Genomic DNA, 26,956 nt, shown 5'->3' with positions numbered 1-26,956 from the left:
TGATTGCTGACAGGAACCTCGATGCCCTCTTTGACCTCCGCCACCGACGCTTTCCTCGCGTCGCGCGCGGCCGACGGCGACCAGCTCGCCTTCGGGGTGCTGGTGCGTCGGCATGCGCCGTTCCTCGTCGCGTTCGCGACCAGGCTCACGGGCTCGCGCGCCGACGCCGACGATTGCGTGCAGGAGGCCCTCATCACGGCGTGGCGGCGTCTTCCGGATCTCACCGATCCCGACAAGGTGCGAAGCTGGCTGACGACCATCGTGTCGCGCAAGGCCACCGACCGCTTGCGTTCGCGCAAGATCTCCGAAGAGATCGACGAGGAGATGGTTTCGGGTCGCGATGACCCGGAGCACGCGGTTGTGGCATCTTCTCAGATGGACGCGCTCAAGAAGATCCTGGGCGAGTTGCCCGAGGACCTCCGTGTGGTGTGGGTGCTGCGCGAGGTCGGTGGGCACAGCTACGACGAGATCGCCGTCGAAGTGGGCGAGTCCGCCGCCACCGTGCGCGGGCGCCTCGCGCGAGCGAGGAAAACGGTTCTGGAACGCATGGAGGAGTGGAGGTGACCCCAATGAGCGAGACCAACGACGACATCGGCGGGTCGGGATACTCCCTCGAAGACCTCTCCGCGTACCTCGATCGCGGACGCATCCCCCGTATCCCGGCGATCGAGCGCAGCGCCGAGTGTCAGGCGATTCTGGCGTCGATGGAGCGGATGGGACGGCTTTCCCGCGAGATCGTGGAGGAGCAAGCGGCCGAGCCGATCTCGGAGTCCTGGTACGAGAACATCATGCGCGAGGTCATGCGCGAGTTCCGAGCCGGCCGCGACATCCCCCTCGCGCGCACCGACGACGGGACCGAGCTGGTCGTCACCGAGGGCGCGCTGTACGAGCTGATCCGCACGGTCGGGGACGGCATCGAGGGGCTGATGGTGGGGCGAGTGCGCCTCGACCAGCCCGAACCCGATGCTCCCCTCGATGTGCGGGTCACCGTCAGCGTGCGTTTCGGACGCGCGATGAACACGGCGGTCGACGAGATGCGCGACGGCATCCGCTCGGCCATCGAACGACACGGCGACCTTCGGGTCGGACGAGTGGACGTCACCGTCGGTGACGTGCACCTCGACGAGGGGGAAGACCGATGACGACCATCTCCGCAGCGGAGCTCGCCCCGCGCATCGATCTCGCCGTGACCGCCGTCGAGGGCGTGCGGGAATGCTATTCGGCCCGCCCCGTCGTGGCCCGTGCGATCGAGCACGTGGCCGACGTCGAGGGCTCACTCGCCGAGGTCGAAGAGGCCGGCGGCGCGCGCGCCATCACCGTCTGCATCGGCGTGTCCGCCGATGACGATGCGGCCCTGGTGGCCGCCGCCGTCGCGACGGCGGCGCGTGGCGCGGGTGACGACGAGGTCCCGTCCTCGGTCCGCGTCCGCGTAGCGCGACTGGTCGCACCCCGCTCCTGAGGCGTCTCTCGGCCGAGGGGCGGCGAACCGGCTTACGCTGGAAGCACCGCCCACTCGTCCCCGGAGGCCGAATGTCCACGCCGCCCGTCATCGCCGTCACCGGATCCACCGGAGCTGTGGGGGGTCGGGTCGCACGAGACCTCGCCGCCCGTGGCATCCCGCAGCGTCTCGTCGTGCGCGACGCGTCCCGTGCGCCGTCGCTCGCGGGAGCCGAGGTGCACGTCGCGCGCTATTCCGACGCGGATGCCGCCCGCACGGCCCTGCGGGGAGTCGACACGTTGTTCATGGTGTCGGCGTCGGAGACTGCCGATCGCGTCGAGCACCACCGCACCTTCGTCGAGGCCGCCGCGGAGGCGGGCGTGCGCTCGATCGTCTACACCTCGTTCTTCGCCGCCGCCCCGGACGCGGTCTTCACCCTGGGGCGCGACCACGCCGCCACCGAGGAGATCATCCGCGGATCGGAAATGCGCTGGACGTTCCTGCGCGACAACTTCTACATGGACATGATGGAGCTCTTCGCCGGCGACGACGGCGTCATCCGCGGTCCCGCGGGCGACGGGCGGTGCTCGCTCGTCTCGCGCGCCGATGTCGCCGCCACGGCGGTCGCGGTTCTGCTCGATCCGGCCGCGCACGCCGACGTGACGTACGACCTGACGGGGCCCGAGGCGTTGACCATGACCGAGGTCGCCGAGAAGATCTCGGCGGTCCGCGGCCACCGCGTGCGCTTCGTCGACGAGACGGTCGAAGAGGCGTACGCCTCGCGGGCCGCTTACGGCGCCCCGCGCTGGCAGGTCGACGCGTGGGTGAGCACCTACACGTCGATCGCGAGCGGCGATCAAGCCGCCGTCTCGGGCGATGTCGAGCGCGTCACCGGCCGCCCGGCCCAGAGTTTCGAGGAGTTTCTCGGCGCCGTGTCCTGACGCCAGCTCCTCGGGTATGCTGACGGCGTGCTGACCTGTCGCTGTTGTCGCTGAACGCCCCCGCGTTCTTTTTCGACGACCCCGTCAGCCGCGCCCGCCCCGGGCGCACCAACCTTCAGGACTCCATCGTGCGTTACGCCCAGAGCGTCGCCGACCTCGTCGGCAACACCCCCCTCGTCCGTCTCTCCCGCGTCACCGACGGCATCGCCGCCACGGTTCTCGCGAAGATCGAGTACTTCAACCCCGGCGGCTCGGCCAAAGACCGCATCGCTGCGAACATCGTCGACGCCGCCGAGCGCGACGGCCTGCTGCAGCCCGGGGGCGTGATCGTCGAGCCCACCAGCGGCAACACCGGCGTCGGCCTCGCCCTCATCGCGCAGCAGCGCGGGTACCGCTGCGTCTTCGTCGTGCCCGACAAGGTCGCCGAGGACAAGAGGGCGGTGCTGCGGGCGTACGGTGCGGAGGTCGTCGTGACCCCCACGAACGTCGAGCCCGACGACCCGAACTCGTATTACAGCGTCTCCGACCGCCTGGTGCGCGAGATCCCCGGCGCCTTCAAGCCCAACCAGTACGCCAACCCGAACGGTCCGCGCAGCCACTACGAGACCACCGGTCCCGAGATCTGGCGCGACACCGAGGGGCGGCTCACCCACTTCGTCGCCGGCGTCGGCACGGGCGGCACGATCACCGGCACCGGCCGGTACCTCCGCGAGGTCGCCGGGTCGGCGGTGCGCATCGTCGGGGTCGACCCCGAGGGCTCGATCTACTCGGGTGACGACATCCACGGCTACGACGTCGAGGGCGTCGGCGAGGACTTCTGGCCCGCGGCCTTCGATCCGACCCTCGTCGACGGGTACGAGCGCGTCTCCGACGCCGAGTCGTTCGCGATGACCCGCCGGCTCGCTCGCGAAGAGGGGCTGCTCGTCGGCGGCTCCAGTGGCATGGCGGTCGTCGGTGCCCTGCGTGTCGCGCGGGAGCTGCCGGCCGATGCCGTGGTCGTCGTCATCCTTCCCGATCACGGTCGCGGCTACCTCAGCAAGATCTTCGACGACGACTGGATGATCGAGCGCGGCTACGACGTTGCACCCGTGGCATCCCTTCTTCCGACCCCTTCCGAGGAGCACCCCGCATGAGCACCCACGACGCCGCCCGCGGCTTCGACAGCCTCGCCGTCCACGCCGGTCAAGAGCCCGACGAGAGCACGGGGGCGGTCATCCCGCCGATCCACGTCTCGACGACGTACGCGCAGGACGGCATCGGCGGGCTCCGCGGCGGCTACGAATACGGCCGCAGCGGCAATCCCACGCGGACCGCGCTCGAGACGCAGATCGCCGCCCTCGAGGGCGGGGCGCGTGCGCTGTCGTTCGCCTCGGGCCTGGCCGGTGAGGACGCGCTGCTGCGCGCCGCGCTCCAGCCCGGTGACGAGGTGCTGCTCGGCAACGACGTGTACGGCGGCACCTATCGTCTGCTGGCCCGCGTCCTGGGCCCGTGGGGTGTGAAGCTGCGCGTGGTCGACATGAGCGATCTGGATGCCGTGGCATCCGCGATCGAAGAGCGTGCGCCGCGCATGGTCTGGGTCGAGACGCCCAGCAACCCGATGCTGCGCATCACCGACATCGCCGGCCTCGCCGCCCTCGGCCACGCCGCGGGTGCCCTCGTCGTGGTGGACAACACGTTCGCCTCACCGGCTCTGCAGCGTCCGCTGTCGCTCGGCGCCGACGTCGTCGTGCACTCGGCGACGAAGTACCTGGGCGGCCACAGCGACGTCGTCGGGGGAGCGCTCGCGTTCGCCGACGACGACCTCGCCGAGAAGGTGAAGTTCCTGCAGTTCGCCGCGGGCGCGGTGTCGGGTCCCTTCGACGCCTACCTCACCACGCGCGGCATCAAGACGCTCGCGGTGCGCATGCAGCGGCACAGCTCGAACGCGCAGGCGGTGGCCGAGCACCTGCTCGCCCACGGCCGCGTCGCGAAGGTCTACTACCCGGGTCTGCCCTCGCACCCCGGTCACGAGCTGGCGGCGCGGCAGATGAGCGGGTTCGGCGGCATCGTGTCGCTCGAGCTCGCCGACGGCGCGGCGGCCCGCCGCTTCGCCGAGTCGACGCGCCTGTTCACTCTCGCCGAGTCGCTGGGAGGGGTGGAGTCGCTCGTGAACTATCCGGATGCCATGACCCACGCCTCCGTCCGCGGCACCGAACTCGCGGTGCCCGAGACCATCGTCCGCCTGTCGGTCGGCATCGAATCGGTCGACGACCTGGTCGCCGATGTGGATCAGGCGCTCGCCGCGCTCTGAACCCCGCTCCCGATACGACGAACCCGGCCTCCCGCAGATGCGGGGGCCGGGTTCGTTCGTTTGTGAGGGGGGGGTCAGCGCTCGGCGCGAGCCAGGTTCTGCTCGAGCTCTTCGCGGTTCTGACGCACGACGTACGCGGGCTGGTCGCGCTCGACGCGCCAGCTCTCGCTGAGGGGTCCGACGTTGACGGTGTCGAAGCCGAACTCGTCATAGATGCGCGTGACCAGGGCGACGGCCTCGTCGGAGTCGCTCGAGGTCGCCAGAGCCCGACGGTTCTCGGTACCGGCGGGGGCGCCGTCGGTGAGGATGTCCGCGGCGGGGATGTGGTTGAACGCCTTCACCACGACCGACTCGGGAAGGTGCTCCTGAAGCATCTGCGAGGTGGTCGTCTTCTTCTCGTCGAGTTCGGCGATCTGGCCGTCGCGCTCGAAGTAGTAGTTGTTCGTGTCGAGAACGGTCTTGCCCACGAGGGGGGCCACGGGCACGGCGTCGATCGCCTTCAACGGCACCGTCACCACGACGATGTCTCCGGCCTCGGCGGCCTCCTGAGCCGTCGCCGCGCGCGCCTTGTCGCCCACCTCGGCGACGAGGTCGCTCAGCGTCTCGGGGCCTCGCGAGTTGGCGATGACCACGTCGTAACCGTGATCCGCGAAGCCCTTCGCCAGGGCCGAACCGATGTTGCCTGCTCCGATGATTCCTACAGTCGTCATGGAGGAGAGAACCGCGGCATCCGGTGGCTCATTCCCGGGAGCGGTACCAAACCTTCAGCAGCCTAAATATTTAGCACTACTAGTAATCAGTGTCAACCGGTCGGGTTCGTGGACGGCGTCCGTTTATCGTCATTCCTGTCGCACCCTCACGCGAGTGGTCGCAGTCCGGTGTTCGGGTCACCGTCCTGCTTGACCTGTGAGGGCGACGGCCCCCGGTGGACGCGGCTTCGGACCACCGGGGGCCGCTTTCGTTTCCGGGTGAGTCACCTCGTCGGGGCGTCGAGCGGACGGTGGAAGACTGGATGCCGTGACCCCCGAGACCCGCCCCGCGCGCTCCGCCCGCTTCTTCCTCGTCTGCATCGGTGTCGGTCTTCTCGCCGGTCTCATGTCGGGACTGTTCGGCGTCGGGGGCGGAACCGTCATCGTGCCGCTGCTGGTGCTGCTGCTCGGCTTCGACCAGCGTCTCGGGGCCGGTACCTCGCTCGCGGCGATCGTGCCCACGGCATCCGTCGGCGTCATCACCTACGCGATCGACGGGCACGTCGCGTGGCTCCCCGCGTTGATCCTGGCCGCCTTCGCGGTGGTCGGCGCCCAGATCGGCACGTGGCTGCTCCCGAAGCTGTCGCAGACCGCGCTGCGCTGGGCGTTCGTGGCGTTCCTCATCGTGGTGATGGTGAGTCTGTTCTTCGTCATCCCCTCGCGCGACGCCGAACTCGAGCTCACCTGGATCACCGGACCGGGGCTTGCGCTGCTGGGAGTGATCACCGGAACCCTGGCGGGTCTGCTCGGCGTGGGCGGCGGCATCATCGTCGTCCCCGCCCTGCTGCTGCTGTTCGGCACGAGCGACCTCATCGCCAAGGGCACCTCGCTGCTCATGATGATCCCCACGGCGATCTCGGGGACCGTCGGAAACCTGCGCCGCTCGAACGTCGACATCCGTGCCGCCCTGTGCATCGGGATCGCCGCGTGCCTCACCACCCCGGTGGGCGCCCTCATCGCGAAGTTCGTCGATCCGTTCGTGGGCAACGTGCTGTTCGCGATCTTCCTCGTCTTCATCGCCTCGCAGATGGCGGTCAAGGCGGTTCGCGGGCGTCACCAGCGCTGACCCCCGGCGGCGGCGCGAACCCGCTCGTTAGACTGAGCGGGTGCCCGTGAACCCCGAACTCGTCGGTCGTGCCTTCGCGCCGACCGCTCCCTACCTGGTCGGCCGCGAGAAGGTGCGCGAATTCGCCCGCGCCGTCTTCGCCGACGCCCCGCAGCACACCGACCCCGCGGCCGCGCGCGCCCTGGGGTACGCCGACGTGGTGGCCCCGCCGACCTTCGCGATGGTCGTTCAAGACCTGACGCTCCAGCAGCTGCTCGGCGACCCCGACTCGGGCATCGAGCTGTCGCGCCTCGTGCACGCCGAGCAGCGGTTCCGCTACACGCGGCCCATCGTCGCGGGCGACGAGCTCGTCGCGACGCTTTCGGTCACCGGCATCCGGACCCTGGGCGGTAACGCGATGATCACGAGCGAAGCCGAGATCGTGGATGCCGACGGCGCCCACGTCGTGACGACGACGAGCGTTTTGCTCGCAGGAGAGGCCGGCGCATGAGCCCGTTCACCGTCGGCGAGGTCATCGCCGAACGCTCCGTTCACCTCACGCGTGAGTCTCTCGTCCGCTACGCCGGCGCGTCGGGCGACTTCAACCCCATCCACTACCGCGACGACGTCGCCGCCGCCGTGGGTCTGCCGGGCGTCCTCGCGCACGGCATGCTCACCATGGGCATCGCCGTCGGCACGCTGACCGACGCGCTGGGCGACACCGGACGCATCGCCGAATACGGCGTGCGCTTCACCCGACCGGTCGTCGTCGACCCGGAGGCCGGAGCCGACCTGCACGTCAGCGCGAAGGTCGGAGCCGTCGACGACGAGACCGCCCGTATCGACCTGACCGTCACGTTCGCCGAGACGACGGTGCTCGGCAAGGCGCAGGTGCGGGTGCGGTTGTCCTGATGCCCGAGGTCGCCCCCGTCCCCCTCTCGCAGTTGACCACCCTGCGCACGGGGGGAGAACCCGCCCGTCTCATCGACGCCTCGACGCTCGACGAGGCGGTCGCCGCGCTCCGCGAGGTGTGGGCCGAGGGCGAGCCGTGGTTCGTGCTCGGCGGCGGGTCGAACCTGTTCGTCGGCGACGAGCCGTTCGAGGGCACGGTCGTGCGGCTCCGCACGTCGGGGATCGAAGAGCTGCCGGGCTCGCGCGAGGGCACGGTACGCCTGCGCGTGCAGGCCGGACACGACTGGGACGCCCTCGTCGCCGAGACGGTCGCGCGCGGCTTCGCCGGCATCGAGGCGATGTCGGGCATCCCCGGCACGGTCGGTGCCGCGCCCGTGCAGAACGTCGGGGCCTACGGCCAGGAGATCGTGCAGACCCTCGTCGAGGTCGAGCTGATCGACGAGTCGACCGGTGAGGTCTCGACCGTCTCCGCTGAAGAACTGGGCCTGGGCTTTCGCACGTCGGTGCTGAAGCGCCACTACGGTTCGGTGCCCGAGCGCTCCGCGGTCATCCTCTCGGTGACGCTCGAGCTCGAACGCGTGGGCGCGGAGGAGCGGCCCATCGCGGGCGAGCAGCTGCGCGGCGCCCTCGGTCTCGAACCGGGCCAGACCGTCTCGCTCCGGTGGATCCGCGACCACGTCCTCACCACTCGCGCCCGCAAGGGTATGGTCCTCGACGCCGAAGACCCCGACACCTGGAGCGCGGGGTCGTTCTTCCAGAACGCGATCGTCTCGGAGGCCTTCGCCCGCACCCTCCCGGCCGAGTGCCCCCAGTGGCCCCTCACGCCGGTGCTCGATCCGGTGACGGTCATTCCGCTCGCCGCCTTCGACGGCATCCTGCCCCCGCCCCCCGTGGTGTCGCGGCAGGTCAAGGTGAGCGCAGCCTGGCTCATCGAGAACGCCGGTCTCCGCCGGGGGTTCCGCTTCCCGCGTTCGCGCGCCGGGCTCTCGACCAAGCACACGCTCGCCCTGACGAACCGCGGAGAATCGACCGCGGCCGAGATCGCCGAGCTCGCCCGCTTCGTGCAGAATCGGGTGGCCTCGGAGTTCGGCCTCGTGCTGCAGCCCGAACCGGTCCTGGTCAACGTCGAGCTGTAGCACCGGTCCTTCGTCGCGTGAGGGGTCGTTTTGTGTCGCCTGCGCGCACGCCAGGCGACAGTTCTTGACTCCTCACGCGACTGGTTGCGTGAGGGGTCAGTTCGTGTCGCCTGGGCGGCTGGGAGGCGACAGTTCTTGACCCCTCACGCGTGGTTGGCGGGCCGGGCGAGGAAGCGGCGGACCCGAGCGAGCAGGGCTGACGGGTCGTCGAAGTCGCGCGCGGTCACGCTCGTGTACCGGTACCCGAGGGATTCGAGCTCCGCGCGTCGGCGCTGATCCCGGCTCCACTGCTGCGGGTCGCGGTGATGATCGCCGTCGTACTCGAGGACGGTCCGCTTGTCCCGGTAGAGCAGATCGACCCGCGCCACGAATCGAGGCCCGTCGTAGATCTCGACGTTGCACTCCGGCTCGGGAAGGCCCGCCATCACGAGAAGCACCCTCAGCTCGGACTCACGGGGCGACTCCGAACCCTCGTTTGCAAGATCGATCGCGAGGCGTCTCGCCTTCGACCCTCGACCGCCGAGGAACCGTCGGTGCGTCTGCTCCAGCTGGCCACGCGTCGCCAGCGTCATCCGGCGCGCGATGAGGAAGTCCGACACCGCTGTCAGATGCGGAACCGGCAGAGTTTCCGCCAGCTCCGCCCACGTACGCAGAAGGGACGTGCATCGGATGCCGTCGACCTCGACGACATCGTTCACCTCGACGATCAGCCGTCGGCCGATGACGCCCGATCGGCGGATCCGCACGTGATCGTGCGGGACACCGATGACCGGCATCCGTCGGGCACTCTCCGCGATGCGCAGAGGGAGCGGGAGCCCATGCAGGAGAGCGGCCGTCGCGCCGCAGAAGAACGCGGCGTCGGGGCAGGCGCGAAGGAGCGCGGCCAGCCGTGCGCGGTCATCGTGCTCGGGGGCTACCCGCGTTCCACGGTGGGGCGCCCGCCAGGCAGCCGAGCGCAATGTCGTCGTCGAGAGCCCGGCGCGCCGCCCCTCGGCCACCGTGAATGCGGAAGAGGGAGCGAGCGACGCGGGGGAGCGGGGAGTCGGCATCTGCCATTTTGTTCATCCGGCCCGCCGGCCCGCTCACGCTATCCACAGCCCGGCCGCGCGTGAGGGGTCATTTCGTGTCGCCGAGCGAGGCTGTGGGCGACAAGAACTGACCCCTCACGCGGAAAGATGCGGGGGTTGGGGAGGAGCGCCCGAGGCGACCGCGGGGCGGCCACCGGGATCCCGGCGACCGCCCCGACGGACGTGGATGCTCAGGCGAACAGGCGCTGGAGGCGCTGGATGCCCTCGAGCAGCTGGTCGTCCCCCAGGGCGTACGACAGGCGCAGGTATCCGCTCGGGCCGAAGGCCTCGCCGGGCACCACCGCGACCTCGGCCTGCTCGAGGATGAGGTCGGCGAGCTCGAGCGAGGTGGTGGGCGTGACGCCGCCCCACGCGCGGTTCAGCAGGCCCTGCACGTCGGGGTAGACGTAGAACGCGCCCAGCGGGTTGGGCACCTCGACGCCGTCGATCTTCGACAGCTCCGACACGATCAGCTGACGACGACGGTCGAAGGCGAGGCGGAACTGCTCGGCCTCGTCCTGGGGTCCGTTGAGCGCCGCGGCGGCGGCGAGCTGCGCGACGTTGTTGACGTTGCTCGACAGGTGCGACTGCAGGTTGCCGGCGAGCTTCATGGCATCCGCCGGTCCGACCATCCAGCCCACGCGCCATCCGGTCATGGCGTAGGTCTTGGCCACGCCGTTGACCAGGATGGTCTGCCCCGCGAGCTCGGGCACGGCCTCGACGATCGAGACGGCCTTGACGCCCTCGTAGGTGAGGTTCTGGTAGATCTCGTCGGTGATGACCCAGATGCCGTGCTCGAGGGCCCAGCGACCGATCTCGGCGGTCTCTTCGGGCGTGTAGACCGAGCCGGTGGGGTTCGAGGGCGAGACGAACACGAGCACCGTGGTCTTGTCGGTGCGCGCGGCCTCGAGCTGGGCGACGGTGACCTTGTAGTCCTGGTCGGCGCCGGCGAACACCTCGACGGGCGTGCCGTCGGCCAGGGCGATCGCCTCGGGGTAGGTGGTCCAGAACGGGGCGGGCAGCAGCACCTCGTCGCCGGGGTTCACCACCGTCTGGAACGCCTGGTACACCGACTGCTTGCCGCCGTTGGTCACGATGACCTGCGAGGGCGCGACCTCGAGGCCGGAGTCGCGGAGGGTCTTCGCGGCGATCGCCTCGCGCAGCACGGGGAGGCCCGCGGCGGGGGTGTAGCGGTAGTTCTTCGGGTCCTGCAGCGCCTTCGCCGCGGCATCGACGATGAACGAGGGCGTGGCGAAGTCGGGCTCGCCGGCCGCGTACGAGATGACCGGTCGACCGGCGGCCTGGAGGGCCTTGGCCTTGGCGTCGACCTTGAGGGTCGCGGACTCGGCGATGGCGGACAGCTTGCGGGAGAGCGGGGCGCGGGAAGTCACGGTTCCGAGCCTACTGTTCGCGCCCGCCCCGGCCGAGGGTCGTGACGACTTACGAAACACAGCTCCATTAGCGTGTCGGGGTGACCGCTGCGACACCCACCCTGCTGCCCTCCCGTCGTCGAGGACTGGGCACGCTCGTTCGTCTGGGACTCGCGACCCTCATCGTCGGGGTGGCGACCGGTCTCGCGGTCCTGCTGTTGGTGTTCATCGTCCACAGCCTCGAGCACCTCGTGTGGGGCCACGAGGAGGGGCCGTTCCTCGACGGCCTGGCGTCCCCCGCGGTGTGGTGGCTGCCGATCGCGACGGTCGGCGGTGCGGGTGTCGTGGCCGCCGTCGGCTGGTATCTCCTGCGCCGTTTCGGGCGGAAGCTCGCCACGGTCGAGCAGGGCGTCGACGGGGCCCGGATGCCGTGGTGGGAAACCCTCGCCGACACCGTCATCCAGGTGGGGTCGGTCGCCATGGGCGCCTCGATCGGCAAAGAGGTCGCCCCGCGCGAGCTGTCGGCCATGGCGGGCTCGAAGATCGTCCGTTGGTTCCGCCTCGACGCGCGCTGGCGCCGCATCCTGATCGCCTCGGCCGCGGGTGCGGGTCTCGCCGCGGTGTACAACGTGCCCCTGGCCGGCGCGCTGTTCGCCGTCGAGATCCTGCTCGCGCAGTTCAGCCTGGGCGCGGCCGTGGTCGCCCTCACCGTGAGCGCGATCGCGACGCTGGTCGCGCGCCCGCTCGTCGGGGACGGGTCGCTGTATTCGGTGGGATCGCTCGAGGTGAACGCCTCGCTGATCGTCGCGGCCGTGCTCATCGGCCCCCTCATGGGATGGGGCGCGACGAGCTTCGCGACCATCACGAAGAAGCTGTCGCGCTTCCGCCCCCACGGCTGGAAGCTGCTGGTGGTCCTGCCCCTCACCTTCACCGCGGTGGGAGCGCTCGGCGCCGCGTTCCCCCTCATCCTCGGCAACGGTCGGGCGCTCGCCACCGCCGGCTTCGACCTCTCGCAGCCGGCCCTGCTGCTCCTCGCGCTCGCCGTGCTGAAGTACGTCGCGACGACCGTGTCGCTCGGTTCGGGGGCGATCGGCGGGACGCTGCAGCCGTCGGTCGCGATCGGTGCGGCGCTCGGTGCGGCCGCTGCGGCGGGCTGGGCGTTCGTCTGGCCCGGCGCCGACGGCACGGCGCTCGCGATCGTCGCGGCATCCGCGTTTCTCGCCTCGAACATGCGCGCCCCCTTCACGGCCATCGCACTGATCATCGAGTTCACGAACACCGGATTCACGCTGCTGCTGCCGATCTTCCTCGCCGTGGCCGGTTCGCTCGTGGCCTCCAAGCTCACCTCGCGCGAGAGCCTGCGCCCGTTCGCGCCGATGGACCCGGCCCGACCGTAGAACCCGCCTAGGCTCGACGGGTGATCGACTGGATTCTCGCCGAGTGGATGCAGATCCTCGGTTTCGCCACGGGGGCGGCGTGCGTGCTGCTGGCTGCCCGGCGGAACGTGTGGACCTATCCCATCGGCATCGCCAACAACCTCGTCTTCCTCTCGGTGTTCGTGCCGGCCGGGATCTACGCCAGCGCGGGACTGCAGGTGGTGTACCTGGTGCTCGGGGTGCACGGCTGGTTCCGGTGGACGCGTCGTATCGAACACGATCGCGAGTACGTGGCCCGCACGCCTCGACGGGCGGTGCCGTGGCTCATCGTCGTCGCGGTGGTGGGGACCCTCGTCTTGACCTGGCTTCTCGACACGTACACCGACTCGCAGGTGGCGCTCGCCGATGCCGCGACGACCTCGGCCAGCCTCGTCGCCCAGTACATGCTCAACCGCAAGTGGATCGAGAGCTGGTGGGTGTGGATCGGCGTCGATGTGGTGTTCGTCGCGCTGTCGATCGCCACCGGACTGTGGATCATCGCCGCCCTCTACGCCCTCTTCATCGTCCTGTGCGTCGGCGGACTGCGGTCGTGGAGTCGGCTGCGGAACGAGACGACGGATGCCGATGACCTCAGCGCCGCGCGTGCCTGAGCGCCGTTATCGGCACGGCGTGGTGGTGGGGAAGTTCTACCCCCTCCACGTCGGTCACGCGCACCTCATCCGCTCGGCGGCCCGGGCGTGCGAGCGGGTCACGGTCGAGGTGATCGCGGCATCCGTCGAATCGATCCCCCTCGAGCGACGGGCCGCGTGGGTGCGCGAGGACCACCCGACGGTGCGCGTGGTCGACCTCCTCGACGACACTCCGGTCGACTTCGCCTCCGAGACCGCGTGGGACGCGCACACCGCGACGATCGCGGGCCTGCTCGACGAGCCGGTCGATGTGGTCTTCACCTCCGATGAGTACGGGGCCGAGCTCGCGCGCCGTCTCGGTGCCGACTGGGTGCAGGTGGACCCGGGACGCCGGCTCAACCCCGTGTCGGGAACGGCGATCCGTGCCGATCTCGACGGTCACTGGCACGAGCTGTCGCCCGCGGTGCGGGCCGATCTGGCCGCGCGCGTCGTCGTCCTCGGTGCCGAGTCGACGGGCTCCACGACCCTCGCCGAAGCCCTCGCCGCCGAGCTCGGCACGATCTGGGTGCCCGAGTACGGCCGCGAGCTCAGCGAGACGCGCGAGGGCGGACTCGACGCCCCGTGGCGCAGTGACGAATTCGATCTCGTCGTCGATCGCCAGATCGGGTGGGAACAGGATGCCGTGCGGCGGGCTCCCCGCTCGGTCCTCGTCTGCGACACCGACGTCCTCGCCACGGCGCTCTGGCACGAGAGGTACGTGGGCACCCCGGCGCCGCGCATCCTGGCGCGGGCCGCGGAGCACCGCCCGGCGCTGTACATCCTCACGGGCGATGAGATCCCCTTCGTGCAGGACGGCATGCGTGACGGCGAGCACATCCGCGCCGATATGCAGGAGCGCTTCCGCGAGGTGCTCGCCGCGCAGCCCGTGCCCTGGCTCGAGGTGCGCGGGTCGGTCGCCGAACGCCTCGCTCAGGCGTTGCCCGCCGTGCGCGACGCCGTGGCGCGGGCGACGTCGTTCTCCCCGCCGATGGAGGGGCGGTCGCTCGCCGAGCAAGAGGAGCTGCGGCGACGGGCCGGACGTTAGGCTGGCGCGATGGCCGACCGCTGGCACAAGCTCTCCGAGTCACCCACGACGTCGAACGCCGCCGACGGGGTCGCCCCGCTCGCCGCGGCCGACCTCTTCCGTGAGGCGCCCGCCCCGGCCGCGCCGCCTCTCGACGAGAAGCTGCGGCAGACGTACTACTGGATCGTCAATCGCGCGGTCATCTCGCCCTACTACGACGTGGAGTTCTCGTCGGGGCGCCCGCTCACGTTCGAGCTGGGCGACGCCGGCGCCGAGCTCACCCTGCCGAACGAGCCCTCGTACTCCTCGAACGTGCTGCTACCGCTGCTGAGCTTCGCGGTGGGTGGCAAGTGCCTGCTGATCGGCGGCCCGGGCCGCGGCAAGACCACCGTCGCGGTGCTCATGGGAGTGCTCGCCGGGTCGACGCCCGAGGAGGTGCGGCGCGGCGTCCAGCAGGGGCAGCCCCAGCTGTCGATCAGCGACCTCGTCGGCATCCCTCTGCCGCGCGATCTGATGAACGCGTCGAGCCTGGCCGAGATCGGCATCGCGTGGCGCGAGTGGCTGACGCGGCCCGTCAAGATCGTCGACGAGTACAACCGCATCCCCACCAAGACGCAGTCGGCCCTGCTGACGATGGTGGCCGAGGGCTACGTCGAGAGCCACGACCAGATGCGTCGCACGGCCCCCGCTTCGGGCGTGGAGAGCTGGTTCTTCACCGCCAACGACGACGCGGGCGGCGGGACCTTCCCCGTCATCCAGGCGCTGCGCGACCGCATGGACGTGACCGTGCCCGCAGCGGGGTTCAACAGCCGCTTCCTCGACGAGCTCGTCGCCCGCGTCGAAGCCGGCGAGAAGCCCGAGGAGCACGTGCCCGCCGAGCTTGTGTTCGCTCCCGACGAGCAGTCGGCGATGCGCGCGGCGATCCGCGCCGTGCCGGTGCCGGCCGAGGTGCGTCGGCGGCTGGAGTTCTTCCTCAGTCACTTCGAGTTCGTGCAGGGCGGCGGGCGCCGGTTCGAGTACCGCACGAAAGACACGGTGACCACCGCCGGAGGCCGGGTCGCCGAGGCGATCGAGGCGAACTCCGGTGCCGACCTCATGACCGATCCCGGCGCGCAGACCCTCAACGGCCTGTCGGTGCGGGCGCTGCAGACCCTCATCGTCTACGCCAAGGCCGTCGCCTGGTTCCGTGGTCGCGACGCGGTGTCGGTCGCCGACGTGGGGGCGATGCTGCCGTTCGTGCTGCGGGGCAAGCTGCTGCCCAATCCCACCCATCCTCGGTTCGATGTGGGGGCCGAGCGCGAGCTCAGCACCGATGTGATGAGCTGGCTCGCCGACCTGTTCGCGGAGTCGGGCCGACAGTTCGACGCCCTCGGCCGCGGGGGCGACGACCCGGTCGGCGCGCTGCTCGCGCAGCTCGAGGCGGGCCTCGACGGCGTCGGGGCGGTCGAGGCCGGTCGGCGCCTCACCGAGATCGAGGCACGGCTGCGCACCGTCGCGGGCACCGGCAAGCTCTACGGCCGCGACTTCGACGACCTCATGGCGCTGAAGTACCTGCACCAGCGCTACACGGCCTACCTGCGCTGGCTCGAGGGGCGTTCGTGATCCGACGCCCCGGCCACCTCGCCGATCGCACTCCGCCGGTGGGCACCCCGGTGCCGGTCGAGGGGCTCGACCTGGCGCTGGCGGGACGCAACGTCGAAGCGGCGGGCGGCTCGGCCGAGCGGTTCGCCGTGTCGTTCGCGGCCGGGCGCGCGGCCGGCGAGGGGTTCGACCCGATCGCCCTCGCCGGCATCGCGGGCTGGCGAGCCGGCGCGCTCGGCCTGCGCGACGACGCCCTGGGCAGCATCGAGCGGGCGTGGTCGTCCGGCGAAGGCGCAGCCGCGGCGGCCGCCCTGGGGGTGGATGCCGCCCACCTCGGCGTCTTCGTCGAGCGCCAGAGAACCGACCGGTACTGGTGGCCCGGGCGCCGCGAGGCCAACGGCTACGTCTGCGCGGTCGGAGGGTTCCGCGGTCTCGGCGGCGCGTGGACGGCGCCTCCGGCCGACGGTCGACCGCTCGGTGTCGACGGCGCGTTCGCCGTGCGCACCGGGGCGCGGTGGTGGCGCATCGACGCCGACGCCTGGGGGTCGCGCCTGAGCCCGCTCGACGATGAGCCCGATCCGGGCGCCGCGGGCGCGGCATCCGTCATCACCTTCGCCGACTCGTACCTGGTGTGGATCCACGTCGCGGAGCCGGCGTGAGCACGACGATGTCGCCGATCGGAGGCGACCTGCTGGCGTGGGAGGCGGCGCAGCGACTGTGGGGCGTGCGGCTGCAGGAGGCGCGCATGGCTCCCGGCGCGGGCGACGAGCACGGCGCTCCCGCGTGGTTCACCTTTCCGCCGGTCGTCACGGTCGACCCGGTCATGGTCGCGCAGCTCGGGGGAGCAGGCGAGATGGAGAGCGTGTTCGCGCACGAACTCGGGCACCACGTGCTCGCCCCGAGCACGCGCCTGGACGCGCTGAAGATCCGCCATCAGATGGCCCGCGCCCTGCAGGCCGCGGGGGCACCCACCCTGCGCGACGAGGATCTCGCGCTGATGTCGAACCTGTGGACCGACCTGCTCGTCAACGCCCGTGTCGCCGTCCTGCAGCGACGGCGCGACGGGGTGGGCGAGCCCGGCATCGTGCGGTTGTCGCGAGAGCTGTACCGCGCCTCGCGCTCGTCGCCGAGCCCGCTGTGGTGGGTGTACCTGCGCACGTACGAGCTGCTGTGGAACCTGCCCCGCGGAACCCTCTGCGACCCCGAGCCGCCGGAGCCCGCCCGACGCCCGCCGAAGCAGAAGCAGGAACTGCCCTGGACGCGCATCGCCGCGGAGCACCGCGCGGCCGAGAGGGCGCTGCGGCAGGCGCGCAGGGCCGCCGAGCGCGTGTCCGACGAACTCGCCGAAGCGACGGTCACGCGTCCCGCCCTCGACGCCGACGTGCTCGCCTCGCTCGTGCGCACCTTCGCGGGCGACGCCGTGGCCGGGGCCCTGCGCTTCGGCGTCGTGGTGGCGCCCTACCTCATCGATCCGCGCACCGACGGCGCGGCCTCGCTCCCCGGAGGCACCTGCGCCGCCGATGACGCCGCCGCGACCCCTCCGGAGCTCGGCCGGGTGCTGTCGGATCGGCGGCTGAGCGGCGCGGTGCCTTCCTCCGCGGGGGCCGCTGCTGCGCCGGCGGCGAAGGGCTCGGCCACGGGGCAGGCCCTCGGGATCGCGCAGACCCTCGAGCTGTACGCCGACGCCGACCCGGTTGCCGTGATCGCGGCCTGGTACCGAGCCGAGGCGACGCGCTGGGTGCGTCCGTTCACGCAGCGGTTGCCGCGTGCGGTCTCGGCCGACCTCCCGGGACCCTTCGAGAGCTGGGAGACCGGTGACGACCTCGCCGATCTCGACTGGCCCGCGACATTGCAGGCGGGCGGGGCGGTCGTGCCCGGGGTGACGACGCTGCGGCGCTCTTACCTGCCCGATGATCCGCCGCCGGTGTCGTCGAGCATCGATCTCGACCTCTACATCGACAGCTCGGGCTCGATGCCGCAGCCGCAGACGGGCTCGCCCGCCGTGCTCGCGGGCACCGTCCTCGCCCTGTCGGTGCTGCGGGGAGGCGGACGTGTGCGCGTCACGAGCTTCTCGGGACCCGGCCAGGTCGCCGGCCGCGAGGAGTACTCTCGCGACCCCGCCCGGGTCATCGCCGACCTCGCCCATTTCTTCGCCGGCGGCACGACCTTCCCCCTCGACCTGCTCGACAAGAGGTACGCCGGACGGGGGATTCCGGATGCCGCGCACCGGCGTCACCTCGTCGTTCTCTCCGACGACGGGCTGACCTCGCTCTTCGGCGACGGCGATCCCGCTCGCGCCGATGTCGCGCCCCGGGTGCGCGAGACACTCAGCACGGCGACCCTCGTCGTGCTCGATCGACAGCACCGGGTCGCCGAGCCGGCGCTGCGGGCGGGATACGAGGTGATGTACATCGAACGGATGGACGACGCACCCGCGGTGTGCGCGCGATTGGCGGAGGTGCTCGGTGGCTGAGGCGGACGATCTGCTGAGCGTGTGGTCGGCGATCGCGCCGCCCGAAGACACGGCGTGGGCGAGCGCCCGGCCCGGCCCCGGGGTCGACGAGATCGCGGCGCGCCTGTCGAGCGTGCCGCGGCCGTTCCTCGACGACGACGTCTCGCTGCGCGCGCTCGCCGGCGACGTGTGGGGCCGACCCCTGGCATCCATCGATCACGCCGACGACGAGCGGGTGCGCACGGGTGCGGCCATCGGTTTGTGGGTGGTGGCGAGCGAGGACCTCGTGCAACCGTTCGTCCCGTCACTCGCCGGTGGCGACGTGGCGCGCGCGATCGACGCGCTGGCTCTGCGTCTGGCGCCCGTCGTCGATCCACGCGACTGGCTCGCCGATGCCGAGCGGCGGGAAGAGGCGGCGCGCACCTTCTTGCTGTGGGCGGGCTTCCTGCCAGCGGGCGAAGACCGCGAGACCGCGCGCGCCCTCCTCGACGCGCGCGACTCGCTCCGCCGCAACGCCGCGCTCGCCGAGGCGTACGCCGCGTACCGTCACCGCGAGGAGATCGCCCGCCGCCTCGCCGAGGCGCGCGCCCGGGAAGCCGCCGCGAGGTACTCGAATGAGTGACGACGACCCGCTCGCCCTCGGCGAGTACCGGCCGGGGTCGGCGGCGGTGCTGACGGATGCCGAGCGCTGGCCGACCCTCGACGCCGACGGCGCCGCGCGCCTGCAGCGGTGGCGCACGCACCCGGCGGCCCCCGCGTGGGTGCACGCCACGGGGGACCGACTCACCGCCGAGGCCGTCGACCGCGCTCGCACGCCGCTGCCGCTCGACGGGTGGCTCGACGCGCACCTCGACACCGCGCGGCGACTTCCGTTCTATCGAGGCATGACGGGGCTGCGGACCCTCGACGACTTCCCCACGATCGAGCGGCGCGATCTCGTCGCCGACGTCTCGGCATTCGTCCCCCTCGACGCCGACCTCGACCGCATGCTGCACGGCACGAGCTCGGGGTCGACGGGGGCGGCGCTGGTCATCCCCGACGACGTCGAGGAGGTGGCGCGCGGCTTCCACCTGCTCGTCCGCCTCGTGCGCGAAGCGGGTGTGAAGTGGGAGCCGGATGCCGAGCGGCTCGCGATCATGTGGGTGCTGCAGCAGCGCCAGGCCTTCACGTACGTGTCGATCGTCAGCGGCTTCGCCCAGCGCGCCATGGCGCGGGTCAATCTGAACGAGGGCGCCTGGCGGGCGGCATCCGATCGCTCGATCTTCCTGAGAGACGCGGATCCGCAGGTGATCTCGGGCAACCCCACCAGCTTGTCCGAGTTGCTGACCCCCGAACTGCGGGCCGTCGTGCACCCGCTCGCCCTGTTCTCGGGCGCGATGGCCCTGTCGGCGCCGCTGCGGGCTGAGCTCGAGGCCGCGTTCTCGTGCCCCGTGTTCGACGTGTACGGCCTGCACGAGACCCGGCCGATCGCGGTGCGCACCGACGACGGACCGTTCCGCGTGCTCGACCGGCGGGTGCACGTCGAAGTGCTCGATGCTGCGGGCGAGCCGGTCGCCGACGGAGCGATGGGCGAGATCACGGTGACCGCGGGCGAGAACCCCCTGCTGCCGCTCGTGCGGTACCGCACCGGCGACGTCGGTCGGCTCGTCGACCTCCCCGGCGGCGGCGTCGGCATCGCCGACCTCGAGGGGCGCGAGCACACCGACTTCGTCAGTGCCGCGGGGACGCGCGTGCCGTCGGTCGACCTCACGCAGCAGCTGCAGAGCCACGGCGCGCACGGCTGGACGGTGGAGCAGCGATCGGACGGCGGGCTCGAGGTGCGGATCGCCGGCGGCGACGGCACGGCGATCACCACCGCGCTGCGCGCCTTGCTCGGTCAGCCCGTTCGGCTCGAGCGCGTCGAGCGTCTCGCCGACCTCGGCGAGGGCAAGCCCCGACGCTTCCGGTCCGCCGCGCGCTGACTCCCGCCGCGCGAAGGGGCCGGGGCTCGTGGCCCCGGCCCCTCGGCATCCGGTGAATCAGTTCAGGTATTTCGCATACGCCGGCAGGGTGAGGAACGCGGGGAACTCCTCGCGCAGCGCCACCTCGCGGAACACCGCGGCGGCGTCGTCGAAGCGGTCGCCCTCGGAGCGCCGCACCTCGGCGAGCACGTCCGTCACGAGACCCTCGACGAAGTCGCGGGTGATGGCGGTGCCCTCGGCCGTGGAGTGGTCCTGGTGGATCCACTGCCAGATCTGCGAGCGCGAGATCTCGGCGGTCGCGGCGTCTTCCATGAGGTCGTCGATCGCGACGGCGCCCAGGCCCCGCAGCCAGGCCTCGATGTAGCGGATCGCCACCGAGACGTTGCCCCGCACACCCGCCGTCGTCACCGGCAGACCGATGCGCACGTCGAGCAGGTCGGCGGGGTCGACCGCCACCTCGTCGCGAGTGCGCCCGAGCTGGTTCGGCTCGTCGCCGAGCACCGCGTCGAACTCGGCGCGGGCCACCGGGATGAGGTCGGGGTGGGCCACCCACGTGCCGTCGAAGCCGTCGCCGGCCTCGCGCCGCTTGTCGGCGGCCACCTTCTCGAACGCGGCCTCGGTGACCTCGGGTCGCCGGCGGTTCGGGATGAACGCGCTCATGCCGCCGATCGCGTAGGCGCCGCGCTTGTGGCACGTCTGCACGAGCAGCTCGGTGTAGGCCCGCATGAACGGCACGGTCATCGTGACCTCGCTACGGTCGGGGAGTACGAAGCGGGCGCCCCGACCGCGGTAGGTCTTGATGATCGAGAAGATGTAGTCCCACCGGCCGGCGTTGAGCCCGGCGCAGTGGTCGCGCAGGGCGAAGAGGATCTCCTCCATCTCGAACGCCGCGGGCAGCGTCTCGATCAGCACGGTGGCGCGGATCGTGCCGTGGTCCAGGCCCAGGCGCTTCTCGGTGAACGAGAACACGTCGTCCCAGAGCCGTGCCTCTTCGGCCGACTCGATCTTCGGCAGGTAGAAGTAGGGTCCCCGGCCCGCCGCGATCAGCGCGTGCGCGTTGTGGAAGACGTACAGCCCGTAGTCGATGAGAGAACCGGATGCCGGGAGCTCCCGCCCCGCGCGATCGATGAAGCTCACGTGCTTCTCGGGCAGGTGCCAGCCGCGCGGGCGCATCACGATCGTGGGGGTGCGCTCGGCGGTGACCTCGTAGCGCTTGCCCTCGGGGCTCGTGAACGACAGCTGTCCGCGGATCGCATCGAACAGCGACAGCTGCCCGCCGATGACGTTGCTCCAGGTGGGGCTCGTGGCGTCCTCCTGGTCGGCGAGCCACACCCGCGCGCCGGAGTTCAGCGCGTTGATCGTCATCTTCGGGTCGGTGGGGCCCGTGATCTCGACGCGGCGGTCCTCCAGGCCCGGGCCGGCGCCGGCCACGCGCCACGACGGGTCGTCGCGGATGTGCGCGGTGTCGGCGCGGAAGTGCGGGTCGTCGCCCGTGCCGATCTCGAAGCGGCGGCGCAGGCGCGCGGCGAGGCGGTCGTGCCGACGCCGGGCGAAGCGGTCGTGCAGCTCGGTGACGAAGGCGAGGGCCGCAGAGGTGAGGATCTCGCCGTCGCGCCCGTGCAGGGGCCGCTCGAGGCGCAGGTGCGGGGTGGATGCCGGGGTGCTCGGCATCCGGGATTCTTCGGTGGTGGGCGGGGGAGAGGTGTCGATGAGGGTCATGGTCGTGGCTTTCTGTGGCGCGTCCGCTTCTCGGACCATGTCCCGAAAATGGCGGCCTGGGGTGGCCCAGGCAGCCGAAAGTGGGACATGCACTGCGAGGAGGGGGACGAGGGGTGGGCGAGAGCGGGTGAGGGCTCAGTGGAACTGGGCGGTCTCGGTGGAGCCGGCCAGGGCGAGCGTCGCACTGTCGGGGTTGAGCGCGGTCGAGACGACGTCGAAGTAGCCGGTGCCCGCTTCGCGCTGGTGGCGCGTGGCGGTGTAGCCGTTCGCTTCGGCGGCGAACTCGGCCTCCTGCAGCTCGACGTACGCGCTCATGGCGCGCTCGGCGTAACCGCGGGCGAGGTCGAACATCGAGTGGTTGACGGCGTGGAAGCCGGCCAGCGTGATGAACTGGAAGGCGTAGCCGAGGGCGGCCAGGTCGGCCTGGAACGTGGCGATCTGCTCGTCATCGAGGTGGCGCTTCCAGTTGAAGCTCGGCGAGCAGTTGTAGGCGAGCTTCTTGCCCGGGTAGCGGGCGTGGATCGCCTCGGCGAAGCGGCGCGCGAGCTCGATGTCGGGCTCGCCCGTCTCGACCCAGATGAGGTCGGCGTACGGCGCGAAGGCGAGTCCGCGGGCGATGACCGCGTCGAGGCCCGGGCGCACGCGGTAGAAGCCTTCGCTGGTGCGCTCGCCGGTGAGGAACTCCGCGTCGCGCGGGTCGATATCGCTGGTGAGCAGGTCGGCGGCCAGGGCGTCGGTGCGGGCGATGATCACGGTCGGCACCCCGGCGACGTCGGCGGCCAGGCGCGCGGCGTTCAGGGTGCGGATGTGCTGCTGGATCGGCACCAGCACCTTGCCGCCGAGGTGGCCGCACTTCTTCTCGCTCGCGAGCTGGTCTTCCCAGTGGATGCCGGCGGCTCCGGCCGAAATGAGCGACTGGGCCAGTTCGTAGGCGTTGAGCGGACCGCCGAACCCGGCCTCGGCGTCGGCGACGATCGGGGCGAGCCAGTCCTGGGTGATCTCTCCCTCGGCGCGCTCGATCTGGTCCTGCCGCAGCAGCGCGTTGTTGATGCGGCGCACGACCGCGGGCACGCTGTTGGCGGGGTAGAGGCTCTGGTCGGGGTAGGTCTGTCCGGCGAGGTTGCCGTCGGCGGCGACCTGCCAGCCGCTCAGGTAGATGGCCTTGAGACCCGCGCGCACCTGCTGCACGGCCTGTCCGCCGGTGTAGGCGCCGAGGGCGCGGACGTACTCCTCGGTGTGGATGAGGTTCCACAGGTTCTCGGCTCCGCGGCGGGCGAGGGTGGACTCCTCGCGGACGCTGCCGCGGAGGCGCACGACGTCTTCCGCCGAGTACGTGCGCTCGATGCCGTCCCAGCGGGGGTCGTTCTCCCACGCGGCGCGGATCTCGTCGGCGGTCTCGGTCTGGTCGCCGGGGCGCAGGGGCTGCTGGGCGGGGGTGGCCTGGATCGTCATGAGCGTTCTCCTTCGGATGTCGGGGCTGCGGTGCCCCGTGGAGACCACTGTCGGCGAAGAACAGCCCCCTCGAAGTGCATTTGTCGTGTGAAGATCGCGCGATCTTCTGTTCCGGTGAGAACATGACGTATGGACACCGGCGTCTCCGCTTCTTCGGCATCTCTCCCGTTCCACGATGACGAGGTGGACACCCTCACCATCGGCCGACGCATCCGTCAGCTGCGCACCGCGCGCGGCTTCACGCTCGACGAGCTCGCCGCGGCGGTCGGTCGCGCCCCGAGCCAGATGTCGATGATCGAGAACGGCCGTCGCGAGCCCAAGCTCACGCTGCTTCAGGCGATCGCGCGGGCGCTCGAGTGCAAGCTCGAGCAGATCCTCGACGCCGAGCCCCTCGACGAGCGCGCGGCGCTCGAGATCTCGGTCGAGCGCGCGATGCGTGGGCAGACGTTCCAGGCGCTCGGCATCGAGCCGTTCCGCGTCGGTCGGTCGGTGCCCGACGAGGTGCTGTCGGCGATGCTCGCGCTGCAGGGCGAGATCGAGCGCCTCCGCGAGGAGCGCTCAGCGACCCCCGAAGAGGCGCGGCGGGCCAACGTGGCGTTGCGCCGCCTCATGCGCACGCAGGACAACCACTTTCCCGACCTCGAGCGCACGGCATCCGGGATCCTGACCGCGATCGAGCACCCCGGCGGTCCCCTCACCCAACGCGGGGCGAGCGACATCGCCGCCCACCTCGGCTTCACGCTGCACTACGTGCCCGACCTGCCCTCGTCGACGCGGAGCATCGCCGACGTGAAGAACGGCCGGCTGTACCTGTCCACGAAGGTCGCGAAAGGCGACCCGCGCGCGGCGGTGCTGCAGGCGCTGTCGAGCCGCATGCTCGGCCACGGCGAGCCGACGAGCTACGACGAGTTCCTCCGGCAGCGGGTCGAGACGAACTACCTCACCGGCGCCCTGCTCATGCCCGAGGCGCATGTCGTGCCGGCGCTCCGTGAGGCGAAGGAGCGGCGCACGATCAGCATCGAGGACCTGCGCGACGCCTACTCGGTGTCGTACGAGACCGCCGCGCACCGCTTCACGAACCTGGCGACCGTGCACCTCGGCATCCCGGTGCACTTCCTGAAGGTGCACGAGTCGGGCACCATCACGAAGGCCTACGAGAACGACGACGTGAACTTCCCCACCGACCGCCTCGGCTCGATCGAGGGGCAGATGTGCTGTCGGCGCTGGACGAGCCGCGTGGTCTTCGACGAAGACGACCTCTTCAACCCGTATTACCAGTACACCGACACCGGCAACGGAACCTACTGGTGCACCGCGCGCGTGGAGCAGTCGAGCGAGGGTGCGCACTCGGTGAGCGTGGGCGTGCGCTTCGACGACACGAAGTGGTTCCGTGGTCGCGACACCTCCAACCGTGCGATCTCGCGTCACGCGGTCGAGGCGTGCTGCCGTCGGGCGCCCGCTTCGCTCGAGAACGCGTGGCGCGGTCGGGCGTGGCCCAACGTCCGCACGCCGCGCACCCTGCTGGCGACCCTGCCGACCGGAGCGTTCCCGGGCGTGGACACGACCGAGATGTACGAGTTCCTCGAGGCGCACGCGCCGCGCGAGTGAGGGGGCCGGGGCCGTCGTGTGGGCGCCGGGTCCGGCGCCGTCGTGCGGGCGCCGAGGTCGTCGGCTGGGGCTGAGCGTGCACAACGGCGGGCCGTTTGATCGACACGCCGGGGACGGATGCCGTGGGGCGGCGTGTCTGCAGAAGAGGCCGCCGTTGTGCTCAGGCTGGCGGCGGCGGGTCGAGGCTGCGCTTGCTCTCCTCGATGCCCGGTCAGGGGCCGCCCGTGCACAACGGCGGGAGTCATCGGCGACTCACCGTGATCGGATGCCGGTGCGGGGCGTGTCGCGGAATCCCCCCGCCCTTGTGCTCGGGTTGCGCCGATCAGGGGGTTACGGCCGCCGGTGCAGACCGCGGTCCACGTACGCCAAGATGGCCTGCTCCACCGTCGGCCAGTCGTGGATGACGAGGGCGTAATCGAACCGCAGTGAGACGAATCCCCATATGGCGGCGTGAGCGTCTCGTCGCAGGTCGCGGTGCCTGTTCGACGGTCCGTCGTGGTTGCCCGCTCCGTCGATCTCGACGATGAGCGCGTCTCCGATCAGGAGGTCGACTCGACCGACGGAGATGATGCGCATCTGAGTGCGCACCCGAAGATTCCGGTGTCGAAGTCGCCATCTGACCAGGGACTCCAAACCGCTGTCGGCGTCCGACCGGGCGAAGGCGAGCGCTTCTCGGGCGACGTCATTCGTGTGGTGTCGGAGCCAGTCCATTCCTGAGTTCGACAGTTTCTTCAGCCGGAGGGCGGATTCCACCGCCGCGAAGAAGGCCTCGACACCGTGACACCTCAGCATCTGGCGAAGCACGCGCGGGATCGATGGGAGTGCGAAGGGGTGCTCGGCGGGGCCGTCGTCCCAGTGCGCGACGCAGGCGCAGTCGGCGTGGACGTACCCGTGTCCGTTCCCTCCCATCCATACGTGGATCGAGTGGTCGTCGGCGAGGGTCCACAAGCCGAGATGTCGAGCAGCGGTCACGCAGCCCGGGCGTCCACCATGGCGGGCCGCGGCGACGACGGCCGCGCATGCACCTCTGTCTGCGTATACCCCTCGGCGCAGGTGCTCAAGATCGCCCGATTCGACTGCTGCGGCGATCTCTCGGCGGGACCGCCCTCGCGCGCGCAGGCCCGCCAGTGTCTCGATTCCCCGTCCCGGTGCGCACATCCGTACAGACTGGATCGTGCAACACCCGCCGATGTCCGTGGGGCGCGAACCTGTGGACGGATCGGGCCCTGGGGAGAAGCCGCAGCACCCGCAGCGCCACAGGTGCTCGCCCGCACCAGGCGCGGCATCCGGGGCGCAACGGCGGGGGGATTCGGCGGCGCGCCGTGTGTGGGCCGATTATGCTCGGCGTGTCGGTATTCGCCCCGCGGTTGTGCTCGCGCGGGTCGGGTCAGGCATCACAGCCGAACGGGACCCTCCCCTCACACCGCGTTCCACCGCAGCCGCGGCGTCCCGAGTCCCGACCGCACGAGGGCCGCATCGGCCACCGGGAACATCGTGACGATGAGCCCGTCGACCGCGTAGGCGAGAGCGGTGGTGCCGTCGGGGAGCGCGTCGCCGAGGGCGATGCGGCTCGAGCGGCCCTCGACGACCTCGCCGATCGCGTCGGGGCGGGAGAGGAGGGATGCCGCGGCCGCGGTGACCCGAGAGAGCAGGGTGTCCGACCCGGCCCAGGGTGAGAACGCCCCGCGGGAGAGACCGCAGGCGAGGGCGAGGTCGTCGGTGAGCCACCGCTCGCGCTTGAGACCGTACGGGGTCGGTGTGGTCGACAGCAGGTAGCCGTAGACGTGCAGCAGGCCGGCGTTGCCCACCGGCCAGGCGGCCTCGAGCCCGGCCCGCGCGTGCAGCTCGTCGAACAGTGCCCGGGGGAGCACCGCCGCTCCGACGTTCTCGTCGACGATCGTCGAGCGGCCCCACGCGGCGAATCGGCCGGCGGCGGCGTCGTCGGCGAGCGACGCCGCGAGCCAGGGGAGCGAGGCGATCGCCGCCGAGGGGTGCTCGGCCGCGACGACGGCGGCGACGTCGAGGGCGGCGGTGGAGGTCACGGTTCCCACGCTAAGCGGGCTCCGGGGGCGCACAGCCGCCGTTCATCCAGCGTTTACACGACGTGGACATCCCGTCCACATTTGGCGTGCACGATGGACGCAACGTCCACGACAGGAGTTCCCCC

Annotated in this window: 26 protein-coding genes; 19 read left to right on the top strand and 7 right to left on the bottom strand. The window is 71.1% G+C overall.

Translation table 11 applies throughout. The annotated features are described in order from the left end of the window. Positions 1–21: 21 nt before the first annotated feature. From OVA26_RS14820 to OVA26_RS14795, 6 genes are all read left to right on the top strand, one after another. Positions 22–564, top strand: a complete 543-nt coding sequence (locus OVA26_RS14820) for an RNA polymerase sigma factor (RefSeq protein WP_268104639.1) — start codon at positions 22–24, stop codon at positions 562–564. 5 nt (positions 565–569) lie between these two features. Continuing rightward, positions 570–1,142 carry a hypothetical protein gene (locus tag OVA26_RS14815; protein ID WP_268104637.1) on the top strand — a complete coding sequence of 191 codons (573 nt, stop codon included), beginning with the start codon at positions 570–572 and terminating at the stop codon, positions 1,140–1,142. Beyond that, the gene (locus tag OVA26_RS14810; RefSeq protein ID WP_056223863.1) at positions 1,139–1,459 is read left to right on the top strand and encodes a hypothetical protein; all 321 of its coding nucleotides are present in this window, start codon (positions 1,139–1,141) and stop codon (positions 1,457–1,459) included. The genes OVA26_RS14815 and OVA26_RS14810 overlap by 4 nt, the downstream gene beginning before the upstream one ends. 71 nt (positions 1,460–1,530) lie before the next feature. Continuing rightward, positions 1,531–2,379 (top strand): SDR family oxidoreductase, encoded by an 849-nt coding sequence (locus OVA26_RS14805; protein ID WP_268104635.1) that lies wholly within the window; start codon positions 1,531–1,533, stop codon positions 2,377–2,379. Between the two features lie 44 nt (positions 2,380–2,423). Next, complete coding sequence (locus OVA26_RS14800; protein WP_268104634.1) at positions 2,424–3,512, top strand: pyridoxal-phosphate dependent enzyme; 1,089 nt, start codon at positions 2,424–2,426, stop codon at positions 3,510–3,512. Further along, positions 3,509–4,669, top strand: coding sequence for a cystathionine gamma-synthase (locus OVA26_RS14795; RefSeq protein ID WP_268104633.1), 1,161 nt, complete (start codon positions 3,509–3,511; stop codon positions 4,667–4,669). The genes OVA26_RS14800 and OVA26_RS14795 overlap by 4 nt, the downstream gene beginning before the upstream one ends. Positions 4,670–4,743: 74 nt before the next feature. Here OVA26_RS14795 and OVA26_RS14790 read toward each other — a convergent pair whose 3' ends face one another. Then, positions 4,744–5,379: an NADPH-dependent F420 reductase gene (locus tag OVA26_RS14790; protein ID WP_074695477.1), complete on the bottom strand. Its 636-nt coding sequence runs from the start codon at positions 5,377–5,379 to the stop codon at positions 4,744–4,746. Between the two features lie 307 nt (positions 5,380–5,686). On the opposite strand from OVA26_RS14790, the gene OVA26_RS14785 reads away from it, so the two are divergent. Genes OVA26_RS14785 through OVA26_RS14770 form a run of 4 tightly spaced genes read left to right on the top strand, consistent with a single transcriptional unit; the run spans position 5,687 to position 8,511 of the window. Next, positions 5,687–6,484, top strand: a complete 798-nt coding sequence (locus tag OVA26_RS14785; protein WP_268104632.1) for a sulfite exporter TauE/SafE family protein — start codon at positions 5,687–5,689, stop codon at positions 6,482–6,484. 40 nt (positions 6,485–6,524) lie between these two features. After that, positions 6,525–6,974 carry an FAS1-like dehydratase domain-containing protein gene (locus OVA26_RS14780; RefSeq protein ID WP_268104631.1) on the top strand — a complete coding sequence of 150 codons (450 nt, stop codon included), beginning with the start codon at positions 6,525–6,527 and terminating at the stop codon, positions 6,972–6,974. Next, positions 6,971–7,375, top strand: coding sequence for a MaoC/PaaZ C-terminal domain-containing protein (locus OVA26_RS14775; RefSeq protein ID WP_268104630.1), 405 nt, complete (start codon positions 6,971–6,973; stop codon positions 7,373–7,375). The genes OVA26_RS14780 and OVA26_RS14775 overlap by 4 nt, the downstream gene beginning before the upstream one ends. Beyond that, positions 7,375–8,511 carry a UDP-N-acetylmuramate dehydrogenase gene (locus tag OVA26_RS14770; protein ID WP_268104629.1) on the top strand — a complete coding sequence of 379 codons (1,137 nt, stop codon included), beginning with the start codon at positions 7,375–7,377 and terminating at the stop codon, positions 8,509–8,511. The genes OVA26_RS14775 and OVA26_RS14770 overlap by 1 nt, the downstream gene beginning before the upstream one ends. A 143-nt stretch (positions 8,512–8,654) precedes the next feature. Here OVA26_RS14770 and OVA26_RS14765 read toward each other — a convergent pair whose 3' ends face one another. Together OVA26_RS14765 and OVA26_RS14760 are read right to left on the bottom strand one after the other, a co-directional pair. Beyond that, a complete protein-coding gene (locus OVA26_RS14765) occupies positions 8,655–9,560 on the bottom strand; it encodes an endonuclease domain-containing protein (RefSeq protein ID WP_268104627.1) in 906 nt (301 codons plus the stop codon). 209 nt (positions 9,561–9,769) lie between these two features. Then, the gene (locus OVA26_RS14760; protein ID WP_268104626.1) at positions 9,770–10,969 is read right to left on the bottom strand and encodes a pyridoxal phosphate-dependent aminotransferase; all 1,200 of its coding nucleotides are present in this window, start codon (positions 10,967–10,969) and stop codon (positions 9,770–9,772) included. A gap of 80 nt (positions 10,970–11,049) precedes the next feature. Between OVA26_RS14760 and OVA26_RS14755 the strand changes: the two genes are divergently transcribed. From OVA26_RS14755 to OVA26_RS14720, 8 genes are read left to right on the top strand one after another with little or no spacing between them, the layout of a single operon-like run. Beyond that, positions 11,050–12,345, top strand: coding sequence for a chloride channel protein (locus OVA26_RS14755; RefSeq protein ID WP_268104625.1), 1,296 nt, complete (start codon positions 11,050–11,052; stop codon positions 12,343–12,345). 20 nt (positions 12,346–12,365) lie between these two features. Beyond that, positions 12,366–12,974, top strand: coding sequence for a nicotinamide riboside transporter PnuC (gene pnuC, locus OVA26_RS14750; RefSeq protein ID WP_056223843.1), 609 nt, complete (start codon positions 12,366–12,368; stop codon positions 12,972–12,974). Then, complete coding sequence (locus OVA26_RS14745; RefSeq protein WP_268104624.1) at positions 12,949–14,037, top strand: AAA family ATPase; 1,089 nt, start codon at positions 12,949–12,951, stop codon at positions 14,035–14,037. Before pnuC ends, OVA26_RS14745 begins: the two co-directional genes overlap by 26 nt. Positions 14,038–14,046: 9 nt before the next feature. Then, positions 14,047–15,618: an AAA family ATPase gene (locus OVA26_RS14740; protein ID WP_074695493.1), complete on the top strand. Its 1,572-nt coding sequence runs from the start codon at positions 14,047–14,049 to the stop codon at positions 15,616–15,618. After that, positions 15,615–16,256, top strand: a complete 642-nt coding sequence (locus OVA26_RS14735) for a potassium transporter Kef (RefSeq protein ID WP_268104623.1) — start codon at positions 15,615–15,617, stop codon at positions 16,254–16,256. Before OVA26_RS14740 ends, OVA26_RS14735 begins: the two co-directional genes overlap by 4 nt. After that, a complete protein-coding gene (locus OVA26_RS14730) occupies positions 16,253–18,070 on the top strand; it encodes a VWA domain-containing protein (RefSeq protein ID WP_268104622.1) in 1,818 nt (605 codons plus the stop codon). Before OVA26_RS14735 ends, OVA26_RS14730 begins: the two co-directional genes overlap by 4 nt. Continuing rightward, positions 18,063–18,671 carry a phosphohydrolase gene (locus OVA26_RS14725; RefSeq protein WP_268104621.1) on the top strand — a complete coding sequence of 203 codons (609 nt, stop codon included), beginning with the start codon at positions 18,063–18,065 and terminating at the stop codon, positions 18,669–18,671. Before OVA26_RS14730 ends, OVA26_RS14725 begins: the two co-directional genes overlap by 8 nt. Beyond that, positions 18,664–20,010: an AMP-binding protein gene (locus OVA26_RS14720; protein ID WP_268104620.1), complete on the top strand. Its 1,347-nt coding sequence runs from the start codon at positions 18,664–18,666 to the stop codon at positions 20,008–20,010. Before OVA26_RS14725 ends, OVA26_RS14720 begins: the two co-directional genes overlap by 8 nt. A 57-nt stretch (positions 20,011–20,067) precedes the next feature. Here OVA26_RS14720 and aceB read toward each other — a convergent pair whose 3' ends face one another. Both aceB and aceA read right to left on the bottom strand, forming a co-directional pair. After that, positions 20,068–21,729: a malate synthase A gene (gene aceB / locus OVA26_RS14715; protein WP_268104619.1), complete on the bottom strand. Its 1,662-nt coding sequence runs from the start codon at positions 21,727–21,729 to the stop codon at positions 20,068–20,070. A gap of 135 nt (positions 21,730–21,864) precedes the next feature. Then, positions 21,865–23,181 (bottom strand): isocitrate lyase, encoded by a 1,317-nt coding sequence (aceA, locus tag OVA26_RS14710; protein WP_268104618.1) that lies wholly within the window; start codon positions 23,179–23,181, stop codon positions 21,865–21,867. Positions 23,182–23,310: 129 nt separating this feature from the next. Here aceA and OVA26_RS14705 point away from each other — a divergent pair, with 129 nt between their 5' ends. Next, positions 23,311–24,789, top strand: coding sequence for an XRE family transcriptional regulator (locus tag OVA26_RS14705; RefSeq protein WP_268104617.1), 1,479 nt, complete (start codon positions 23,311–23,313; stop codon positions 24,787–24,789). A gap of 330 nt (positions 24,790–25,119) precedes the next feature. Here OVA26_RS14705 and OVA26_RS14700 read toward each other — a convergent pair whose 3' ends face one another. Together OVA26_RS14700 and OVA26_RS14695 are read right to left on the bottom strand one after the other, a co-directional pair. Then, a complete protein-coding gene (locus OVA26_RS14700) occupies positions 25,120–25,761 on the bottom strand; it encodes an endonuclease domain-containing protein (RefSeq protein ID WP_268104616.1) in 642 nt (213 codons plus the stop codon). Positions 25,762–26,207: 446 nt separating this feature from the next. Continuing rightward, on the bottom strand, positions 26,208–26,831 hold the full coding sequence (locus tag OVA26_RS14695) for an amino acid deaminase (RefSeq protein WP_268104615.1): 624 nt from the start codon (positions 26,829–26,831) through the stop codon (positions 26,208–26,210). Positions 26,832–26,956: the final 125 nt, after the last annotated feature.

This window comes from Microbacterium sp. SL62 (assembly GCF_026672635.1).
Classification (GTDB): domain Bacteria; phylum Actinomycetota; class Actinomycetes; order Actinomycetales; family Microbacteriaceae; genus Microbacterium; species Microbacterium testaceum_A.
Note: the sequence above shows the minus strand (reverse complement) of the source record. Positions and strands in the feature narration are given on the sequence as shown.